Here is a 17,034-nt window from a genome sequence, read left to right as displayed (position 1 = left end):
CATGATGAACAGCATCAACGCTCCCAGTTGTTCGCCCGGTTACGCCGTGGCCTTGCTGTTTGGCGTGCTGGTGTTTGGCAATTGCGAAGCAGGCCATTCGATGGCAAGTAGCGCCGACGTGGCCGTTTCAGAGGTCTCACCGGTATCCCTCAGAGCGGAGCAGACACAGATGTGGATGATCATCGGCGAACGGCGCTTCGCCATCACCCTGACCGATAATGCAGCGGCCACGGCGCTTCGCGCGCTGCTGCCACTGACGTTGGACATGAGCGAACTCAACGGGAACGAGAAGTACGCCAGCCTGCCCGAAGCGCTGCCTGTCCACGCCACCCGACCAGGCACGGTCCGCAACGGCGACCTGATGCTCTATGGCACCGATACGCTGGTCATCTTCTACGAAACGTTCAGCACCTCATACCGCTACACCCGCCTTGGCCGCATCGACGACTCTGCTGGCCTGGCCCAGGCGCTCGGGCGTGATGGCGTGCAGGTGGTGCTGTCCACGGGCGAGGCTTCCGATCACCCCGCAACCCAGAGCACACCATGAAAAAACTCCTCATTCTTTTAGGTCTACTCGCCAGTTCACTTTCGGCAACAGGAGCAGATATGTCCAACGGTGCTGATAATTTCTACACCAGCGAACAGGTGGTCGTGCACAAGGTCACTTTCAAGAACCAGTATCAGATGAACGTGGCGGGGAACCTTTTCGTTCCCAACAACCTTGATCGCAACGCGAAGAATCCTGCCATCATCGTTGGTCACCCTATGGGGGCGGTCAAGGAACAGAGCGCCAACCTCTATGCCACCAAAATGGCAGAAAAAGGATTTGTCACCTTATCTCTAGACCTGTCGTTCTGGGGTGAAAGCGAGGGCCGCCCGCGCAATGCCGTCTCCCCCGATATCTACGCCGAGGACTTCAGTGCAGCAGTCGACTTTCTTGGCACCCAGTCGTTCGTCGATAAGGAGCGGATTGGCGCCATCGGGATCTGTGGAAGTGGCAGCTTCGTCATCAGCGCGGCCAAGATCGACCCGCGTATGAAAGCGATTGCCACGGTGAGCATGTACGACATGGGTGCGGCCAACCGTAACGGTCTGAAGCACTCCCTGACACTGGAGCAGCGCAAGGCCGTTATTGCCCAGGCCGCTCAACAACGGCAGGTCGAATTCACAGGTGGTCAGGTCCAGTACACCAGCGGCACGGTGCACCAACTCGATGACAACACCCACCCCATCCAGCGCGAGTTCTACGACTTCTACCGCACCTCACGGGGCGAATACACCCCGCCTGGCTCATCCCGGGAATTGACCACCCACCCGACGCTGACCAGCAACGTCAAATTCATGAATTTCTACCCGTTCAATGACATCGAGACAATCTCACCGCGCCCGATGCTGTTCATCGCAGGCGCGGATGCTCACTCGAGGGAATTTAGCGAAGAGGCTTACAAGCTCGCCGGCCAGCCGAAGGAACTCGTGATTGTGCCCGGTGCCGGCCATGTCGATCTCTATGACCGGGTCAATCTCATTCCTTTTGACAAGCTGACCAGTTTCTTCCAGAACAACCTGAAGTAAACCCAGGCTGTTAACAGCTGTACGCGAAGGGCTCCAGATCTGCTGAAGCCCTTTTTTGCGTCTAGGTGCTGGTGAGTGCGTCCTGCTGCGACTTTGCCGTTGCTACGGTCAATGTCTGCGGCAGCGCAACATCATTCTTGACCGCCAGTATCTCGGCCATGACGCTGACGGCGATTTCGGCGGGCGTCTTGCTGCCGATGTACAGGCCGACCGGTGCGTGCAGGCGAGCCAGCGAAGCCTCGGTCTCGTCGAAGTGCTCAATCATGCGCTGTCGGCGGCTCTCGGTGTTGCGCCGCGAACCGATTGCGCCCACATAGAACGCAGGGCTGTGCAGCGCCGCCAGTAGCGCCAAGTCGTCGAGCTTGGGGTCATGGCTCAGGGCCACGATGCAGGTGCGCGCATCGGGGCGCAAGGTACGTACGGCGTCGTCCGGCATCTCGGTAGTGGTTTGTACACCCGCCACGGACCAGGCACCCAGGTGTTCAGTGCGGGGATCGCACACCGTCACCGCGAAGTCGTTGAACAGGGCCATGGTGGCGACAAATTCCGCCAGCGCGCCTGCCCCAATAAGCAGCATGCGGTATTGCGGACCCAGCGTACTGCTCAGCAAGGCACCGTCGAAGCGCAGCGCTTCGGGCACCGGGGTGACTGTCAGCGTTACCGCCCCAGTGGTGCAGTCCACCGTGCGCTGCACCAGCTGCCCGGCTTCCAGTCGCCCAACCAGGGCATCGAGCATCACACCATCAGGGTTGAATTCCAACAGCAACTCCAGCGTGCCGCCGCATGGCAGACCGAAGCGATGCGCTTCGTCGGCACTTACGCCATAACGCACAAGCTGCGGCGCGATAGCGGGTATTCCTTCGCCGCCTTGGGCACGGCTATAGCGGTAGATCAGGTCGTCCTCAATGCAGCCGCCGGAAACGGAGCCAACACAGCGCCCGTCTTCACGTAGCGCCATCATCGAACCCACAGGTCGGGGCGAAGAGCCCCAGGTTTTCACCACGGTCACCAACAACAGCCGGTCGCCCTCAGCCGACCAGTCGCGTGCAGCGTGTAACACGCGAACATCAACGCTTTCCAAAGTTATGGACTCCCTCTTGAGAGTGACGGGCGGCAAGCAATGCCTCGGCCCCTGTCAGATCTTGCAGTGTGTCGATATCTGTCACGATGCCGACATCGTCCAGCGCCAGGCTCCAGGCCGTACCTGCCAGCCGGTGCGTACGGGCGACAGAGGCAGCCCCGAGGTCGCCGCGTAAGGCCGTCAGCGCCGCAAAACAGCTTGCATCAAACCCGACCGGATGCCCTTGCTGCCCGTTCCACAATGGCAGCACCACCGGGTGCGACGCCAGGCTGTCTGCCACTGCAAGCAAGCTGTCTGCCTGGACCAAGGGCAAGTCACCGGGCAGGATGAGCCAACCTTCGGCTTGTGCGGTCGCCCGCACGCCACGTGCGATGGAATCACCCATCCCCGCAGCGTCGTCGGCATCCGCCGACGGGCGCACCACATGGTACGGCAGCCCCGACAGCGCAACGCTTTGCAATACCCGATCCAGTACCACAATACCGGCCAGCGACGCCTCAAGCTTGTGGGTGATACCGCCCGACTGCCGAAAACGCCGCCCCTGCCCGGCCGCCAGGACAATCACCGTAGGTGACATACCCACCTCACGCCACTGTCCGAACCGGCAGGCTACGCACGCGCTTGCCGGTGGCGGCAAAGATGGCATTGCACAGCGCCGGCGCCACCGGCGGCACCGGCGGTTCGCCCACACCGCCAGGCGGCAGCTCGTGGTTGTCGTTGACCAGATGGGTACGGATTACCTGCGGCGATAGGTGATGGCGCAGCACTTCGTAATCGTGGAAATTGCTCTGTTTCACCCGTCCTTTCTCGAAGGTGATTTCGCTGACCAGTGCCAGCCCCAGACCCATGATCGCACCGCCCTCCAGCTGAGCACGGATACGCTCGGGGTTGATCTGCGGGCCGCAGTCCATCGCCATGTCCACGGCTACCACACGTACCGTGCCCTTGTCGTCCACGGCAACCTCGACCACAGCGGCCGTGTAGCTCATGAAGCTGTAGCAGAACGCCAGGCCCAGGCCATGCCCCTTGGGTAGCGTACGCCCCCACTGAGCACCGTTTGTCGCTGCCTCGATCACCCCGCGCAAGCGGCCGGTGTCGTACGGATAGCGCTCGGGCGACTCGGTGTAGTTCCAGGTGTCGGCCAACGTGCCGGGATCGATACGCCGCGCCGGGCCAATGAGGTCGAGGGCAAACTGCTTGTGGTCTTTGCCCGCACGATGGGCAAGCTCGGCAATAAAACACTGCGCCGCGAAGGCGTGAGGGATGTTGGCCACCGAGCGGAACCAACCGATGCGCGCATAGGCCGGCACCTCGGCCGTTTCCACCCGTACATTGGCAATGCGGTACGGCATGTTGATGGCCGACATCGCCGACTCGAAGATTTGCTGCCCCATGGCCCCTTCGGCAAACAGTGAGGCGATGGTCGGCGAGGCGCTGCGGTGCAACCACGACTGCACCTGCCCACCCTCGTCCACCACGGCCTCCAGGCGCTCCACCGAGACGGTGTGCAGGTAGTCGTGGTGAATGTCGTCTTCACGGGTCCACATCAGTTTTACCGGCGTGCCGTCGGGCATGGTCCGTGCGACTACCGTGGCCTCGTCGACAAAGTCAGGTTTGGATTTTCGGCCAAAGCCGCCGCCCAGTAGCAGTACGTTGACCTTGACCTGCTCGGGTTTGAGATTCAGGCGCGTGGCCACAGCAGTCTGCGCCGCGACGGGGTCTTGCACCGAAGTCCAGACTTCGGCGCGGTCGCCGCGGATCTGCACGGTGGCCACCGGGGGTTCCATCGACGCGTGCGCCAGGTGCGGCACGTAATATTCGGCGCTAAAGCGTTCAGTCTCGCCGGCTTTGGACCACACCCCAAGCGCATCGCCCTGGTTGCGGATCACCTTGCCCGGCGCACGCGCCGCGGCGTCCAGTGTTTGCCGGTAGGCTGTGGAGTCGTAACCGGCGTTGTCGCCATCGTCCCACTCGATCTCCAGCGCAGCGCGGCCTTGCATGGCCGCCCAGGTATTACGTGCCACCACCGCAATGCCGCCAAGCGGCTGAAACGCCGGGGCACCTTTAAAGGCAGGGATTTCCACCACCTTTAACACCCCGGCAATCGCCAGCGCCTTGGCCGAATTAACCTGTTTGAGCTTCCCGCCGACCACCGGGGGCCGAGCGACCACGGCATAGACCATGCCGGGCAGGTGCGTGTCCATGCCGTAGGCGGCCTGGCCCTTGCCAATGGCCTCCAGGTCGACCAGCCGCACCTGCTCCTTGCCGATGTAGCGGAACTCATCACGGTGCTTGAGCTTGAGCAGATCGCCCTCGGGTACCGGCAGCTTGGCGGCGTCGACGGCCAGTTCGCCATAACCCAAGCGCCGCCCTGAGGGCTGGTGAACCACTTCATGCTGCACGGCCTTGACCTCCGCCAGCGGCACCGCCCAGCGCGCCGCCGCCGCGGCTTCGAGCATCTGGCGGGCGGCGGCACCCACCCGGCGCATCGGCAAGAGGAAGTGCCGCATACTGCGCGAGCCATCCACGTTCTGGTTGCCATAGCGGGCCTGATCGGTTTCGGCCTGAATCACCTTCACCCGCTCCCAATTGGCCTCCATCTCATCAGCCACCACCATTGGCAGGCTGGTACGCACCCCGGTGCCCATTTCGGCGCGGTGCGCCACGATAGTCACCGTGCCATCAGTGGCAATGGACACGAACACCAGCGGATCGTCCACCGTACCGCCAGGCATGGAATCAGCGCCGTAGGCCTTTGCATCGGCTGCCCAGGCAGCACTGATCAGCCCCTTGGCCGTCACCGCCAGGGTCAGTGCCCCAAGGCTGGCTTGCAGGAACGTGCGACGGGAAAGTCCTGCTATTGCGCTCATTGGCCTGCTCCTTGTGCCAGTTGGCCCGCTGCCTGCTCAATGGCAACACGAATGCGTGGGTAGGTACCGCAGCGGCAGATGTTGCCACTCATGGCATCGTCAATCTGCTGCTCGCTGGGCGTCGGCGTGACTTTGAGCAGGCTCACCGCCGCCATGATCTGACCCGCCTGGCAGTAACCGCATTGGGCGACGTTGTTCTGCACCCAGGCTTGCTGCACCACCTGGCCCACGCGATCGGCCTGCATTCCTTCTACTGTTGAGATCGCACGCCCGACCACGGCCGCGACGGGTGTAACACAGGCGCGGATCGGCGCGCCGTCCAGGTGCACCGTGCACGCGCCGCACAGGGCCATGCCACAGCCAAATTTGGTACCTGTCATGCGCAGTTCATCGCGCAGCACCCAAAGCAGAGGCATTTCGTCGGGAACGTCAACGTCCTTCGCTTGGCCGTTAACTTGCAATTGCAGTTGTGTCATAACGAACTCCCGGGTGGTAAGGGCGAGCGTAGTGCCGCTCGATCACTGTGCTTTCTGCTCGGAATACGAACGGGTGATTTTCTCTCGAAAAACTGATTAGTGCGTCTAATAGACCTATTAAGCATTGAGTATCTAGTCTGGATCATTAAGCCGATCAACAGCGCGACATGAACAATGCGAGACAGTAGCGGCAGCCTTAATTCGGTTCATGTACGAGCCTAGGCGAACGACGTGAAGAGAGCGCCTCGAACGCATACCGAATCCAAACCATTCCGGCTTCTCAGTCGACGTTGTTCCACCACAACTCAAACGATTGGGGGCGCCCATCGAATCGGACAGGCTGGCCAATCATTGGTGTCCATAGCGCGTAACCGCGTCCTTCGCTGGCCAGAATCAGCCGCTTGAACGGATCGTTCCAATCATGGGAGGCGAGCGCGAACCGGCCGACATGTGCAGGTGTGAATGCGCGGGTTCCAAGAATGTCGGCCGCCCGTGCGGCCTCCTCGGGGTTCATGTGCAGGTGCGCCCAGCGTGGATCGTACTGACCGCTGTCGAGCGTCACCCAATCAAACGGACCGTAGCGCTTACCGATGTCCGCAAAGTGATCGCCGTAGCCAGAGTCGCCACTGAAAAACAGCCGGCGTTGCGAAGATTCCAGCGCGAAGCCCATCCACAGCGATTGATTGCGCGTAAGCGTACGCCCCGAGTAATGCCTGGCTGGGGTTGCGTGCACACGCACATCCCTGCTGACCTCAAAGCTGTCGTACCAATCGAGTTTATGAATGTTGGCTGGGTCGTAGCCCCACAATTCGAAGTGCGCGCCGATGCCTAGCCCGGCAGCGACCGCTTTGACGATAGGCTTGAGTGCACGAATTGTCGGGTAATCAAGATGGTCGTAATGGTCGTGACTGATCAACAGCAGGTCGATTGGCGGCATGTCCTGCACCGAGTAGATGTTGGTGCCGCTGAACGCGGTAACCACGCCCGGCAATGGCGCCGCATGCTCGCTGAATACCGGGTCGATCAGGATGCGTTTGCCGCCCAGTTGCACGTACCAAGAGGAATGTCCGAGCCACACCACCAAGTCCTCGCGTGGGTCGAGCGCGTGCAGGTCGACCTTTCGTGTGGGTATGTCGTGGACGGGTCGTGGCAGGCCTTTGTCAGCGAGCAGGTTGTCCAACCGGATGGACCACTCAGTGGCGCCCTTGGTTAGAAACGGCGTATTCGCCAGGTTTTGAAAAGCGCCGCCGCGATAGTGTGGCGACGCCTGGATATGGGCAAGCCACTCGCCCTGGGGCAATTGTCCAAAAACCGGCTGACGCAGGTAGATCATGACCGCCGAGACGCAGACGATGGTCAGCAATGTAAATACGACCAGCACGCGAAGCCAAAACTTTCTCATCCGATCCCCGGCCACCTTTGATAGTGCCAAGGATGTTAAACAGCGGCGATTCATCAAACTAGACCCAGATTTTTTGATGCGCTTATGAAAACGGCTCAGCAATCTTTGGGCAGTCGTGGATTGCGCAGATAGCTCGCCATTAATGATCAAATTTCACAAACACATGAAAATTACCCCTACTAATCATCAGGCCGCGCGAGGATCAACATGGTGGGCACCAAAATCAACCATGAAACCGGAGTGAAACGAGCTTTGCGGTATCACTTCCACTCTGAAAGGTGCATCGACTATGAGTACTTCGTTCAAGATCAGTCACGGCCTGTTCTCCTCCCCCTCAGACGCCGGTAAGCCACGCGTTCGGCTCGCAGCGCTGGGTGTTTTTCTCGCCTCGCTGGGTATGCTTTCCACTCCAACAGGCTCAGCCTTCGCCGCCGAATCACCCAGTGCAGCAGGCATCCCAGCTGGGGCCGACAACTTCTACAAAAGCGACAGCGTGAACGTGCAAAGGGTGACCTTCAAAAACCAGTACGACATGCAGGTAACGGGCAATCTCGTCACCCCAAAGAATCTGGATCGCAAAGGCAAGGCACCTGCCATCGTTATTGGCCACCCCATGGGCGCAGTGAAAGAGCAAAGCTCCATGCTCTACGCTCAGAAGCTGGCTGAACAAGGCTTTGTGACCCTGGCTATCGACCTGCCATTCTGGGGCGAAAGCGAAGGCAAGCCACGCAACCTGGTAGCGCCTGAGCTGTACACCGAAGCCTTTAGCGCAGCGGTCGACTACCTCGGCACCAGCGACTTTATCGACCGTGACCGTATCGGCGTATTGGGCATTTGCGGCAGCGGCGGCTTCTCCATTAACGCGGCCAAAAAGAGGCAGCGGGTGTCATGGTAGCGGTCGGCGACGGCGTGACTAATTTTGCTCCGGGTGACCGCGTTGCGTTTGTCGAGACGCTAGGGGCCTACGCTGAGCAAACTGTTGTTCCCGAACACTTCCTTGTTCACCTGCCGCACAGCATCGACTTCGCCACCGCCGCAGCTGCGTTGCTGAAAGGGCTCACAGCGCAGTACCTGCTACGCCAAACATTTCGCGTGAAAGCAGGCCATACGGTTCTGGTGCATGCCGCTGCCGGCGGCGTCGGTAGCATCCTGACGCAATGGGCCAAGCATCTGGGTGCGACCGTGATCGGCACTGTCGGCTCCGACGAAAAGGCCGAAATCGCCCGCCAAAACGGCTGCGACCACGTGATCAATTACAACCGGGAAGACTTCGTTTCGAGGGTGGATGAGGTTACCGCAGGCGAGCGCTGCCATATCGTCTATGAGAGCGTTGGAGCGGCCATCAGGCCATCGCGGTCTGTTTGGTCCGCGCCGTGAGCAACGCCACTACAGCCGAGGCAATCAGCAGAACTGCCGCCGCACCGAATGTAGTCTGATAACCACGGCTATCGAACAAAACGCCACCCAGGGTCGAGCCTAGCGCGATGGAAAGTTGAATGACCGCCACCATCAACCCGCCTCCAGCCTCGGCATCTTCTGGCACCGACAGAGCCAGCCATGACCACCAGCCCACCGGGGCCGCAGTGGCGACTAGCCCCCACAGCGATAGCAGTACAAAAACCAGCGCTACAGAGTTACCGAATGCCAACAGGCCCACACCGAAAGCGGCCATCAACAGAGGAATGACGATCAAGGTCGGGTACAGCCCTTTCTTCAAAAATGATCCGATAAAGAGAGTGCCTAAAAAGCCGGCGATGCCCAGTGCCAGGAGCATGGTCGATAAGGTAGGTACATCCACGCGAGTAACGGTCTCAAGGAACGGGCGAATGAAGGTAAACAGCTCGAACTGGCCCATGAAGAACAAGCCGACGGCGAGCATGCCCAATGCAACCAGAGGGTTACCCAGCAGCGTGAAAACATTGGATGCGCCTGCTGCTCTTGTCTGGGCCTTCATCGACGGCAAGCTGATCCACTGCCAGACCAGAGCAATGAGTCCGATCGGAACCAGGCAGAAAAACGCGCCGCGCCAGCCGATGACGCCACCCAGGTAGCTGCCCAAAGGCGCGGCTACAACAGTTGCCAGGGCATTGCCACCGTTAAAGATTGCCAAGGCCTTGGGCACACTTTCAGTGGGCACCAGACGAATAGCGACCGCAGCTGACATCGACCAGAAGCCGCCGATCACCACGCCAATCAATGCGCGCCCAACCATGTACATGAAGTAGTTGCTGGCAAGGCCTACGACCAGCCCCGACACACACATCAACGCAGTCATCAGCAGCAACAACGTTTTGCGATCCAACGCGCCGGCAAGCCTGGAGATGGACAAACTGGTCAGCACGGCAAATGCACCCGAAATAGCGATGCCATAACCCGCCAGACCTTCGCTAACGCCCAGTTCGTTGGCGATTGGGGTGAGCAGGCTCACGGGCATAAATTCCGAGGCGATCAGCGCGAAGACGCACAAGGTCATGGCAAACACGCCACTCCAATGCGACTGACTGTCTGTGATGGAGGTGCCCTCGCGGGCAGGATCAATGGTTGGGCTATTCATAGGCTTCACCTACACACGTCGTTGAAGGGGCGTTACCCGCCCCGTAAAAAGCGTTCAGCCAAGGGCATAGCCATAGCTGATCGAGTGAAGGCATGTTGACGGATCAGCATTAACATGATTAGTAGGTAGAGTTTTTATGAGTTAATGAGAAAACCTCAGTAATGACGAAAACCAAAGTCAATGACCTGCAAGCCTTCGTGGCCGTGGCCCGCGACCAAAGCTTTACCAAAGCGGCGCTCAAGCTTGGGGTTACCCCCTCCGCGCTCAGCCACACGGTTCGTGGTCTCGAAGAACGGCTAGGGATGCGGCTGCTGTCGCGTACCACGCGCAACGTGTCTACGACTGAGGCGGGCGCTAAATTAATGCGATCCATCGCGCCGCTGTTCGACCAGATCGTTGCTGAAGTCGAGGCGCTAAATGACCTGCGCGACAAGCCGCGAGGAACAATCCGTATCACCTGTACAGACGACTCGATTGAACTGTGCGTCAGGCCGAAGCTAAAACAGTTCATCGAGCAATACCCAGAAATCGTGCTGGAGTTTTTTGTCGACTACGGCTTCACCAATGTGGTGGAAGAGCGCTTTGATGCCGGCATCCGCCTGGGCGAGGCGATCAGCAAAGACATGATTGCAGTACGAATCGGTCGGGACTGGCGTCTGTCGCTGGTGGCCTCACCCACGTATTTCGAACAGCACTCGCCACCTGAAACGCCCCATGATTTGATGAAGCACACCTGCATCAATATTCGCCACCGGCCGTCCGGCTCCATATACGCTTGGGAATTCGAGCGCGATGGCAAACCCTTTACAGTAAAGGGTGAGGGGCCGCTGGTGTTCAACAGTATCGTTCACGTGCTCAATGGCGCCCTGGACGGCATTGGCATTGGCTACATCCCAGAAGAACTGGTCGCGCCGTATCTCGCCGAGGGCAGGCTACAAGAGGTGTTGCCGGAGTGGTGCCCAACGTTCCAGGGCTATCACTTGTACTACGCCAATCGGCGGCAGACGTCTGCGGCCTTCACGGCACTGGTTGAGGCACTCCGTTATAAGGCCTGAGAATGAGCTGGGAGCGCTTTATTCTGAAGTCGCACAGCGATGAATGGCCGATTTTTGCGATGCTCTGCCATTCGCCAACGGCAGCATTGGGTCGATTGTAGCCGGTGGAAACTGGCCGTAATCGGCGAGCAACAGTCAATCGGCAGTCAGAGGCTGCCCAACCACGTACACGGCCATTCGCTAAAAAGGTTGTGAATACCATAGAGCAGTGCGTCGAGTAGCCGTTGATACGTTGACACCCGTAAAATGAGGCCATGGCAGAAATAATCGAATAAAGATCCGAAAGTTTCGTCAAATATTTTGTTAAATATGACCGTTTGTTGCGCAAAAAAATTTACAAAACTGCAGCAATAGCCTGCGCCAAGCCGTTCGTCGGATGGCAAGTAGAGCGCCGAGGATTCACTCTCAAAAAATTTTGCAGATGAAGGCGACTGCCCTGCTTGAAGGGAGCCACAGCTATCATCGCACTTAAGAGGCAATGACAGCATATCGCTCTCGTGGAAATCGGCACTCCAACACGTGAATCAGCTGCGTCTACCCACCTCTAACCGTAACCCCTTCGTCGGAGGGCTGAAGATTTATGATACGAGCATCAATACCATCATTAAGGAGCTTCCTAAGAAAGAAACGAGCTTGAGCAGCGTCATGCGTGGCAATAACAACTTGGTACCCATGATCAGAAATAAAATCTCGCAGGAGGTCAAAGACAGATGCTGAGTGTACTAGATCATGATGCTGGGTGGGATCGTCTAGAAGTAACGCCTTCCAAGGGGACCAGCTATGGGTAAGGGACATTGATAGCAAAAATGCTAACTGTATATCAGTCATTTGCGCTTCACTGGCGACACTCGCAACTGACACTTCATGAGACCCTAAATTGACATGCACTCTAGCTTTTGATTTATTTCTCTCAGAGACATACGTGAGAGCAGTTTTTCCAAATCTAGGCTCTCTTACAATTCTATTAAGCAGCGTTCTCCAAAGCGGAACGACAGTCGCTATCTTTTCTTGGACAGTCTCAATCTCACTCTTTAGCTTGGCTGAAAAATCCTCAAGCGCTGAACGAACTCGCTCAACTTTATTCACTCTGCCAGCATGATACTCTATCTCAGCGAGCATTTTTAAATGGTACGCAGATTCGGTCTCTTCACCACGAATATTGTCCAGCTCCTTTTGTAGTTTCTCTGCCTCAATATGCCAACCCCAACGAGCAAGTTCATCTTCGCTCTTTCCTATCAGAGCCAACTTACCTTCAGCATCATCAATTTCTTCACTGAGTGTTGTTTGTTTGGCAACAGAAGTTTCCAGCATCGGCTGACCGTCGAGACCGAAGTCGTCCCACGCAGTTATTATTCTACTTATTGCTTTATCATCTTCAGAGACAGAATCTTTATTCAACTGCAAGGTGCTTTCTTCAACAATCTGCTTTCGATTCAAAATAGTCCGCTGCTCGATATCATTTACTATCGCCGAGGTAAGCTCAGCCTTCCTATCCTCAAGCTCTGAAAGTTCTTCGCCCGCGTCGTACTCCGAAACTTCAAATTCCAAATCGCGCAGTTTAACAACACCAGACTCTATTTGTTTCTGAGCATCGCTTATCCGTGACTCAAGTCTATCGCTATCGACTTCAATGCTTTTTATTTCACTCTCAACCGTTTGGACCAATTCTTGCGTCGCGGCTGGTGGCAAAGCAACCCGCTCTGCGTCTAATTCATAACGCTTACGATCTAATTCATCACTCAAGTGATCAACTAGCTTAATAGCACCCTCCACATCCAGCCCGTGTATTATTTCATCGCTGGAGCTGGAGTCTATTTGAGCGCGAGCAATAGATTGCTCCTTTAGCGCAGCCTCAAGCTTTGAGGACAGTACAGCTCTTGCACTTACTTCGAGCTCCATATTAGTGCGCTTTGCAGTCAACTTTACAACCAAACCATCATAATTTTTTGAAGCAATAAGATACTGAGGGCCAACCGCTAGGCTTGCAGCCGCCAAGCTGTTTTTGATATGCGAGGCTCCCACATGAGATTTGCATACAGGACAATCATCTGACCTAGGATCTATACAGGTAGATAGCTGAGCCAAAGATGCCTTTAACTTATTCTCTAGATTTGCTAAATTATCAAGCGATACTTTTGCACCTGCAAGCTCTATCTCCGCCCTCTCAACTTCCGAGCCAAAAATACTTAGATGAGAATCTGAATCGGCAATTGATAATTCTATCTGTGCTATGAGTTCTGATGCTTTGGCAAAATCCTCACTTGCTCTTATCCATTGCGCTAAGGCTTCACGAGAACTTAGCAGTCGTAATTCTTGCTCCGACAAATATACAATAGTACTAGACACGTACGAGTGCTTATCAATCACACCCTTCAGCTCATCGTATACTTTGACTTTAGCACTGAGTAGTTTTTCATTGGAAGATTTTAAAACTCTTAACTCTTCAAGAAAGACCTTAAGCCCGGATATCTTGGAGCGCTCTTGCTCCAAGATCTCAGTCTTTTCTTTTTTCTTCACAGCCTTGCTATGGTCCGCCGAAATCTTTACCAACAACGTCTCGTTGGTTGATATTACTTGATTAAGAAGATTGATATCTTGTTTTAATGAAGCAAGATAGCCTACTCCTTGCCCAATCAATACTTTACTGTGAGCACTCTTATCTAACAACTCTCTGTAGCGCTTAATCTGCGGCAAAAACTCAGTCATTTTAACGAGTTGACTTTTTGAACTCGCCAATTTCTTATTTACAGCATTGCTGATAACGCCCAACTCTTCCCGAACATAGCCTAAATCCGCAGCCACTGTTCCAGTCAAACCCACATCATTAGCGCCGATACTTATCAGAATGCCTGCAAGCGAGGTTAAAGGCTTAACAGAAGACAAAGACTCAGCTCTTGATGATATCAAAACATCCCAATGAGCCAAGTTATTCGATGATGCCTCTAATTGCTTAGATGCCTCTGTTTTTTCTTGCGTCAGCGCTCGCTTGATGGGCACCATTTTTTGAAAAATCTGGCTCGCCTCCCGCCCTAAAGGTAGCCGCGACAGCTGCTGCCCGGCATCTTCGGGGTTACCCTGCAAGAACCACTGTTTACCACGCTGATCTAAGAGATGAGTAAGTCTGAGTAGATAGGGATAATGCTGGGCATCCACTCCAGGAAAAAGCTCATCTAACTGGCCTGGATCGATCTCTACAACCCCCATTTCCGTAACTGATATTTCACGACTCCAGTCTGTAAAATTCAGTTTGACGGATGCCGCCTGCTCTCCGTCTTTAATCAACGGAATAAAATCTTCTCCTAGTCTATTAACATTACCCGTAAGAGCAAGCTCAATAGCTTCGAATACGGCAGTCTTACCAGTTCCGTTCGGCGCTAATAGTATCGTTGCGCCCGGACCAATTTCAATTTTCACATCAGTTGCAAAACGCCGAATATTGCTCAACTCTACCGAATCTAAAGTTATCATAAATATTACTCTTGAGTCCCTTCATCGATTAGAAGACTTGCGATAACTGCACTCTCGTGAGTCGACAAAAAAAGCTCTTTCCAATACTCCTGCATTGGAGAGTCTAGCCACTCGTGCTCTTTTGCGGTTGACCTCATCGCAGTCACCACAGGGTCTGCGACGCTAACCTCGTCATCGCCGACTTCGAGCGGCCCTAAAAATGTACGCAGCACTAAACTCAAATCAGTCTCATTAGGGCGGAGAACATATTTTCGACAGAACTGTTCATCAGCTTCCAAGCGTGAACATTCGCCATCAGAAAGCCCATTTACTGATAAAAAGAGATACAGATCAGACGCTTCTGGTTCGGGTAAGGCATCTCTTACATCAGCGGCCCACTTAGCACCTAATCCTATTTGATCCAGCGAACTAAAATGAGCTAACAATAATGTCTTGTTCCCACCAGAGTTCGCTGTACGTTTTTTCAACGTAACAACAGACCTAGGAAAATCATCCTCTTGTGCTAAATGATAGAGGTAGTTAGATCGCTCTAGCTCAGTGTGTAGAAACCTGCTCTCAGCGAGCTCTAAAACAGCTGTCTGCAGATTTTCCCAACTCATATCACATCTCCCGAGCCAACCTTCATTATATTTCTCTCTCGTGAAGCTAGCTTTGAGGAAAGCTCTTTTTGTAATTCTTGACGAATAGAGTTGAGATCTCCAGCTCGGATCAACCCATCGAGCCTTCTACTTTTCGTTACTAGAAGTTTTGGCCGTTTGGAGCTAATTAATGAATCCGCGCTAGACTTATCATCCTGAAGAGAAGCTGAGTAAAACTCGCTAGAAGAAGACTTTATGTGCGGCAAAACTAAAATAGGCTTAACCTCCCCCCCTATAATCAACTCTACCGTTTCGTCGTCATCCTCATAGAAAAGCTCGCGTACTGAAATATCCCTGCTCGTCCCCCCCCAGCACTTTAACCCTACAAGCTTAGCCTCTAGACCTTGGCATATAACATCCCATCTTGCATCTACCCCCCCTAAAGCTACGGCTACAACGAGTAAAAATAATATACTTTCCGCCATAAGCTCCACAGTCAGAAGCCCTACGCGCATTTCAGATATAGCATTGTTTTTTTCAGCGTTAAGCTTCAATATATCGCATAGAAATTCATCTCTATCTAGAATCGAAACACTTAATAAGGAATACCAACTCCCCCACAGGTTTTGTGCGGCAGGCTGCAGGCTGCCATTGAGTTCCCTCAGCTTGACTTGCATGGCCTCCGCCAATTTTAACCAAGTCCGCCCATACATCTTTGCATGTAAGCGAAGTGCTTCATCCTCTAGCTCTAAGCTATCTTTTAAAATCCGGCCATTTGCTAAGTTGTGATATTGGCTATTATCCTTCCAGCCAAGCTGATCTTTACTTACGTCTTGTTTCGCCGTACCAAGGGTCCCGTTGACAGCTAATCGCGCGACCTCCACCCCTTGAGCAGAGTCCGCGAAGCGGGCGATTGAATTGCGGGGAAGGTGAATGGCAAGCCTAAACAACGACTTCACTAGAGCATCGTTCTTCGCCGGACTCAAATGGAAGGGAATACTATTATTGACAATCAGGGTGGACTGATTTATCTCGTTACCCCATAGCGAATCAACATAGCTAAGCGGATCAGTGGAGGTTTTAACAACGAGGCCATCAACATGCCAATCTGGCATCCCTTCAATTTGTTTGTAAAAGGTCCAAATTTTCTGATCTGTTCGGAAAAAGCTTTCCACATGAGGTATTATGTGTTTTGGGCAAACAACTCCGATATCAGTGGCCTCGGAATGCAGATAATTGTAAATTATTGCCCTAGCTGAGTCTGCCTCATCGAAACACTGCTTTAAGATACTGTTAGTTCGCTCCTTAACTAAACTTTCATCTCCGACAGCCTCAATTGTGATTTTTCCGAGAACAAATAATATTTGCTCTACACTGGTGAAGCCACACCAGCTTTTAAGCCAGCCAATTACATCTTGAGTACCCTTATCTACTCTGTTCTGCAAGCCGCTGGATGTAGCGCCGACCTTCCTACATTCCTGGCAAAGCTCCGAAAGAACTCTTAATTCCAAACCTTTTTTTATATCTATATTACTTGCGGGCACTACGAGACTGAAACTATTTGTACATTCTTTATGGTCGTCAACATCCTTATAAAAAGTTGACAGCCCTTTAAATGCCTCGTCTAAAGCTGAGAGATCTTGAGGATCACCTTTATTTGGACCCTTTGTTTTAGTTGCTTTGAGAACGCCATCATCACTGAAATTTGTCGTCTGGCGCTTGACCTGAAAGTATTTCAAAGATCCATTATTACTTTGTACAACAAGATCGTCCCATTGGCTGAGCCCTTGTTCACTGCCCAAGTTCAGTTCATGTTCATGACCTTGGATATAAGCGATCACCATGTTTGACATATGGTACGTAGCCACATGGCAATCATAATTGTCCGATCTTTTTAATCTGAGTTTTTTTAGCATTTCCCTATACCAACACGAGATAACGTCACGGGAGTGCTCGCCTCCCTCAAATTGGACCTTCC

Annotated in this window: 13 protein-coding genes and 1 pseudogene; 5 read left to right on the top strand and 9 right to left on the bottom strand. The window is 54.4% G+C overall.

From position 1 onward, the window contains the following. Position 1: 1 nt before the first annotated feature. Together AC3IX4_RS13345 and AC3IX4_RS13340 are read left to right on the top strand one after the other, a co-directional pair. Entirely contained in the window at positions 2 to 547 is a 546-nt protein-coding gene (locus tag AC3IX4_RS13345; RefSeq protein ID WP_489260976.1) for a cyclophilin-like fold protein, read from the top strand. Then, positions 544 to 1,572, top strand: coding sequence for an alpha/beta hydrolase (locus AC3IX4_RS13340; RefSeq protein ID WP_489260975.1), 1,029 nt, complete (start codon positions 544 to 546; stop codon positions 1,570 to 1,572). Before AC3IX4_RS13345 ends, AC3IX4_RS13340 begins: the two co-directional genes overlap by 4 nt. Before the next feature lie 61 nt (positions 1,573 to 1,633). Here the strand turns inward: AC3IX4_RS13340 and AC3IX4_RS13335 are convergent, their stop codons facing one another. From AC3IX4_RS13335 to AC3IX4_RS13315, 5 genes are all read right to left on the bottom strand, one after another. Further along, positions 1,634 to 2,653 carry an XdhC family protein gene (locus AC3IX4_RS13335; RefSeq protein ID WP_489260974.1) on the bottom strand — a complete coding sequence of 340 codons (1,020 nt, stop codon included), beginning with the start codon at positions 2,651 to 2,653 and terminating at the stop codon, positions 1,634 to 1,636. Then, complete coding sequence (locus tag AC3IX4_RS13330) at positions 2,640 to 3,230, bottom strand: nucleotidyltransferase family protein (protein WP_489260973.1); 591 nt, start codon at positions 3,228 to 3,230, stop codon at positions 2,640 to 2,642. Before AC3IX4_RS13330 ends, AC3IX4_RS13335 begins: the two co-directional genes overlap by 14 nt. Positions 3,231 to 3,237: 7 nt before the next feature. Next, positions 3,238 to 5,523 (bottom strand): xanthine dehydrogenase family protein molybdopterin-binding subunit, encoded by a 2,286-nt coding sequence (locus AC3IX4_RS13325; RefSeq protein ID WP_489260972.1) that lies wholly within the window; start codon positions 5,521 to 5,523, stop codon positions 3,238 to 3,240. Then, positions 5,520 to 5,999, bottom strand: a complete 480-nt coding sequence (locus tag AC3IX4_RS13320) for a (2Fe-2S)-binding protein (protein ID WP_489260971.1) — start codon at positions 5,997 to 5,999, stop codon at positions 5,520 to 5,522. Before AC3IX4_RS13320 ends, AC3IX4_RS13325 begins: the two co-directional genes overlap by 4 nt. Positions 6,000 to 6,279: 280 nt before the next feature. Beyond that, positions 6,280 to 7,401: an MBL fold metallo-hydrolase gene (locus tag AC3IX4_RS13315; protein ID WP_489260970.1), complete on the bottom strand. Its 1,122-nt coding sequence runs from the start codon at positions 7,399 to 7,401 to the stop codon at positions 6,280 to 6,282. Positions 7,402 to 7,798: 397 nt separating this feature from the next. Here AC3IX4_RS13315 and AC3IX4_RS13310 point away from each other — a divergent pair. Continuing rightward, positions 7,799 to 8,272 (top strand): annotated as a pseudogene (locus tag AC3IX4_RS13310) (alpha/beta hydrolase); the annotation flags it as partial. A gap of 17 nt (positions 8,273 to 8,289) precedes the next feature. Then, positions 8,290 to 8,778: a zinc-binding dehydrogenase gene (locus AC3IX4_RS13305; protein WP_489260969.1), complete on the top strand. Its 489-nt coding sequence runs from the start codon at positions 8,290 to 8,292 to the stop codon at positions 8,776 to 8,778. Here AC3IX4_RS13305 and AC3IX4_RS13300 read toward each other — a convergent pair. Next, a complete protein-coding gene (locus AC3IX4_RS13300; RefSeq protein ID WP_489260968.1) occupies positions 8,744 to 9,955 on the bottom strand; it encodes an MFS transporter in 1,212 nt (403 codons plus the stop codon). The genes AC3IX4_RS13305 and AC3IX4_RS13300 overlap by 35 nt on opposite strands. A 161-nt stretch (positions 9,956 to 10,116) precedes the next feature. Here AC3IX4_RS13300 and AC3IX4_RS13295 point away from each other — a divergent pair, with 161 nt between their 5' ends. After that, positions 10,117 to 11,010, top strand: a complete 894-nt coding sequence (locus tag AC3IX4_RS13295; RefSeq protein ID WP_489260967.1) for a LysR family transcriptional regulator — start codon at positions 10,117 to 10,119, stop codon at positions 11,008 to 11,010. A gap of 534 nt (positions 11,011 to 11,544) precedes the next feature. Here the strand turns inward: AC3IX4_RS13295 and AC3IX4_RS13290 are convergent. Genes AC3IX4_RS13290 through AC3IX4_RS13280 form a run of 3 tightly spaced genes read right to left on the bottom strand, consistent with a single transcriptional unit; the run spans position 11,545 to position 16,972 of the window. Continuing rightward, the gene (locus AC3IX4_RS13290) at positions 11,545 to 14,478 is read right to left on the bottom strand and encodes an AAA family ATPase (protein ID WP_489260966.1); all 2,934 of its coding nucleotides are present in this window, start codon (positions 14,476 to 14,478) and stop codon (positions 11,545 to 11,547) included. Between the two features lie 5 nt (positions 14,479 to 14,483). Further along, the gene (locus AC3IX4_RS13285; RefSeq protein WP_489260965.1) at positions 14,484 to 15,077 is read right to left on the bottom strand and encodes an ABC-three component system middle component 1; all 594 of its coding nucleotides are present in this window, start codon (positions 15,075 to 15,077) and stop codon (positions 14,484 to 14,486) included. Further along, positions 15,074 to 16,972 (bottom strand): ABC-three component system protein, encoded by a 1,899-nt coding sequence (locus tag AC3IX4_RS13280; protein ID WP_489260964.1) that lies wholly within the window; start codon positions 16,970 to 16,972, stop codon positions 15,074 to 15,076. Before AC3IX4_RS13280 ends, AC3IX4_RS13285 begins: the two co-directional genes overlap by 4 nt. Between the last annotated feature and the right edge of the window lie 62 nt (positions 16,973 to 17,034).

The sequence above is a fragment of the Pseudomonas sp. KH_021 genome, assembly GCF_057838865.1.
Note: the sequence above shows the minus strand (reverse complement) of the source record. Positions and strands in the feature narration are given on the sequence as shown.

What these genes read in the sequence shown, in the direction of transcription:
- AC3IX4_RS13345 (WP_489260976.1), top strand. Translation starts at nt 2, where the DNA reads ATGATGAACAGCATCAACGCTCCCAGTTGTTCGCCCGGTTACGCCGTG.
- AC3IX4_RS13340 (WP_489260975.1), top strand. Translation starts at nt 544, where the DNA reads ATGAAAAAACTCCTCATTCTTTTAGGTCTACTCGCCAGTTCACTTTCG.
- AC3IX4_RS13330 (WP_489260973.1), bottom strand. Translation starts at nt 3,230, where the DNA reads ATGTCACCTACGGTGATTGTCCTGGCGGCCGGGCAGGGGCGGCGTTTT.
- AC3IX4_RS13325 (WP_489260972.1), bottom strand. Translation starts at nt 5,523, where the DNA reads ATGAGCGCAATAGCAGGACTTTCCCGTCGCACGTTCCTGCAAGCCAGC.
- AC3IX4_RS13320 (WP_489260971.1), bottom strand. Translation starts at nt 5,999, where the DNA reads ATGACACAACTGCAATTGCAAGTTAACGGCCAAGCGAAGGACGTTGAC.
- AC3IX4_RS13315 (WP_489260970.1), bottom strand. Translation starts at nt 7,401, where the DNA reads ATGAGAAAGTTTTGGCTTCGCGTGCTGGTCGTATTTACATTGCTGACC.
- AC3IX4_RS13305 (WP_489260969.1), top strand. Translation starts at nt 8,290, where the DNA reads ATGGTAGCGGTCGGCGACGGCGTGACTAATTTTGCTCCGGGTGACCGC.
- AC3IX4_RS13300 (WP_489260968.1), bottom strand. Translation starts at nt 9,955, where the DNA reads ATGAATAGCCCAACCATTGATCCTGCCCGCGAGGGCACCTCCATCACA.
- AC3IX4_RS13295 (WP_489260967.1), top strand. Translation starts at nt 10,117, where the DNA reads ATGACGAAAACCAAAGTCAATGACCTGCAAGCCTTCGTGGCCGTGGCC.
- AC3IX4_RS13290 (WP_489260966.1), bottom strand. Translation starts at nt 14,478, where the DNA reads ATGATAACTTTAGATTCGGTAGAGTTGAGCAATATTCGGCGTTTTGCA.
- AC3IX4_RS13285 (WP_489260965.1), bottom strand. Translation starts at nt 15,077, where the DNA reads ATGAGTTGGGAAAATCTGCAGACAGCTGTTTTAGAGCTCGCTGAGAGC.
- AC3IX4_RS13280 (WP_489260964.1), bottom strand. Translation starts at nt 16,972, where the DNA reads ATGCTAAAAAAACTCAGATTAAAAAGATCGGACAATTATGATTGCCAT.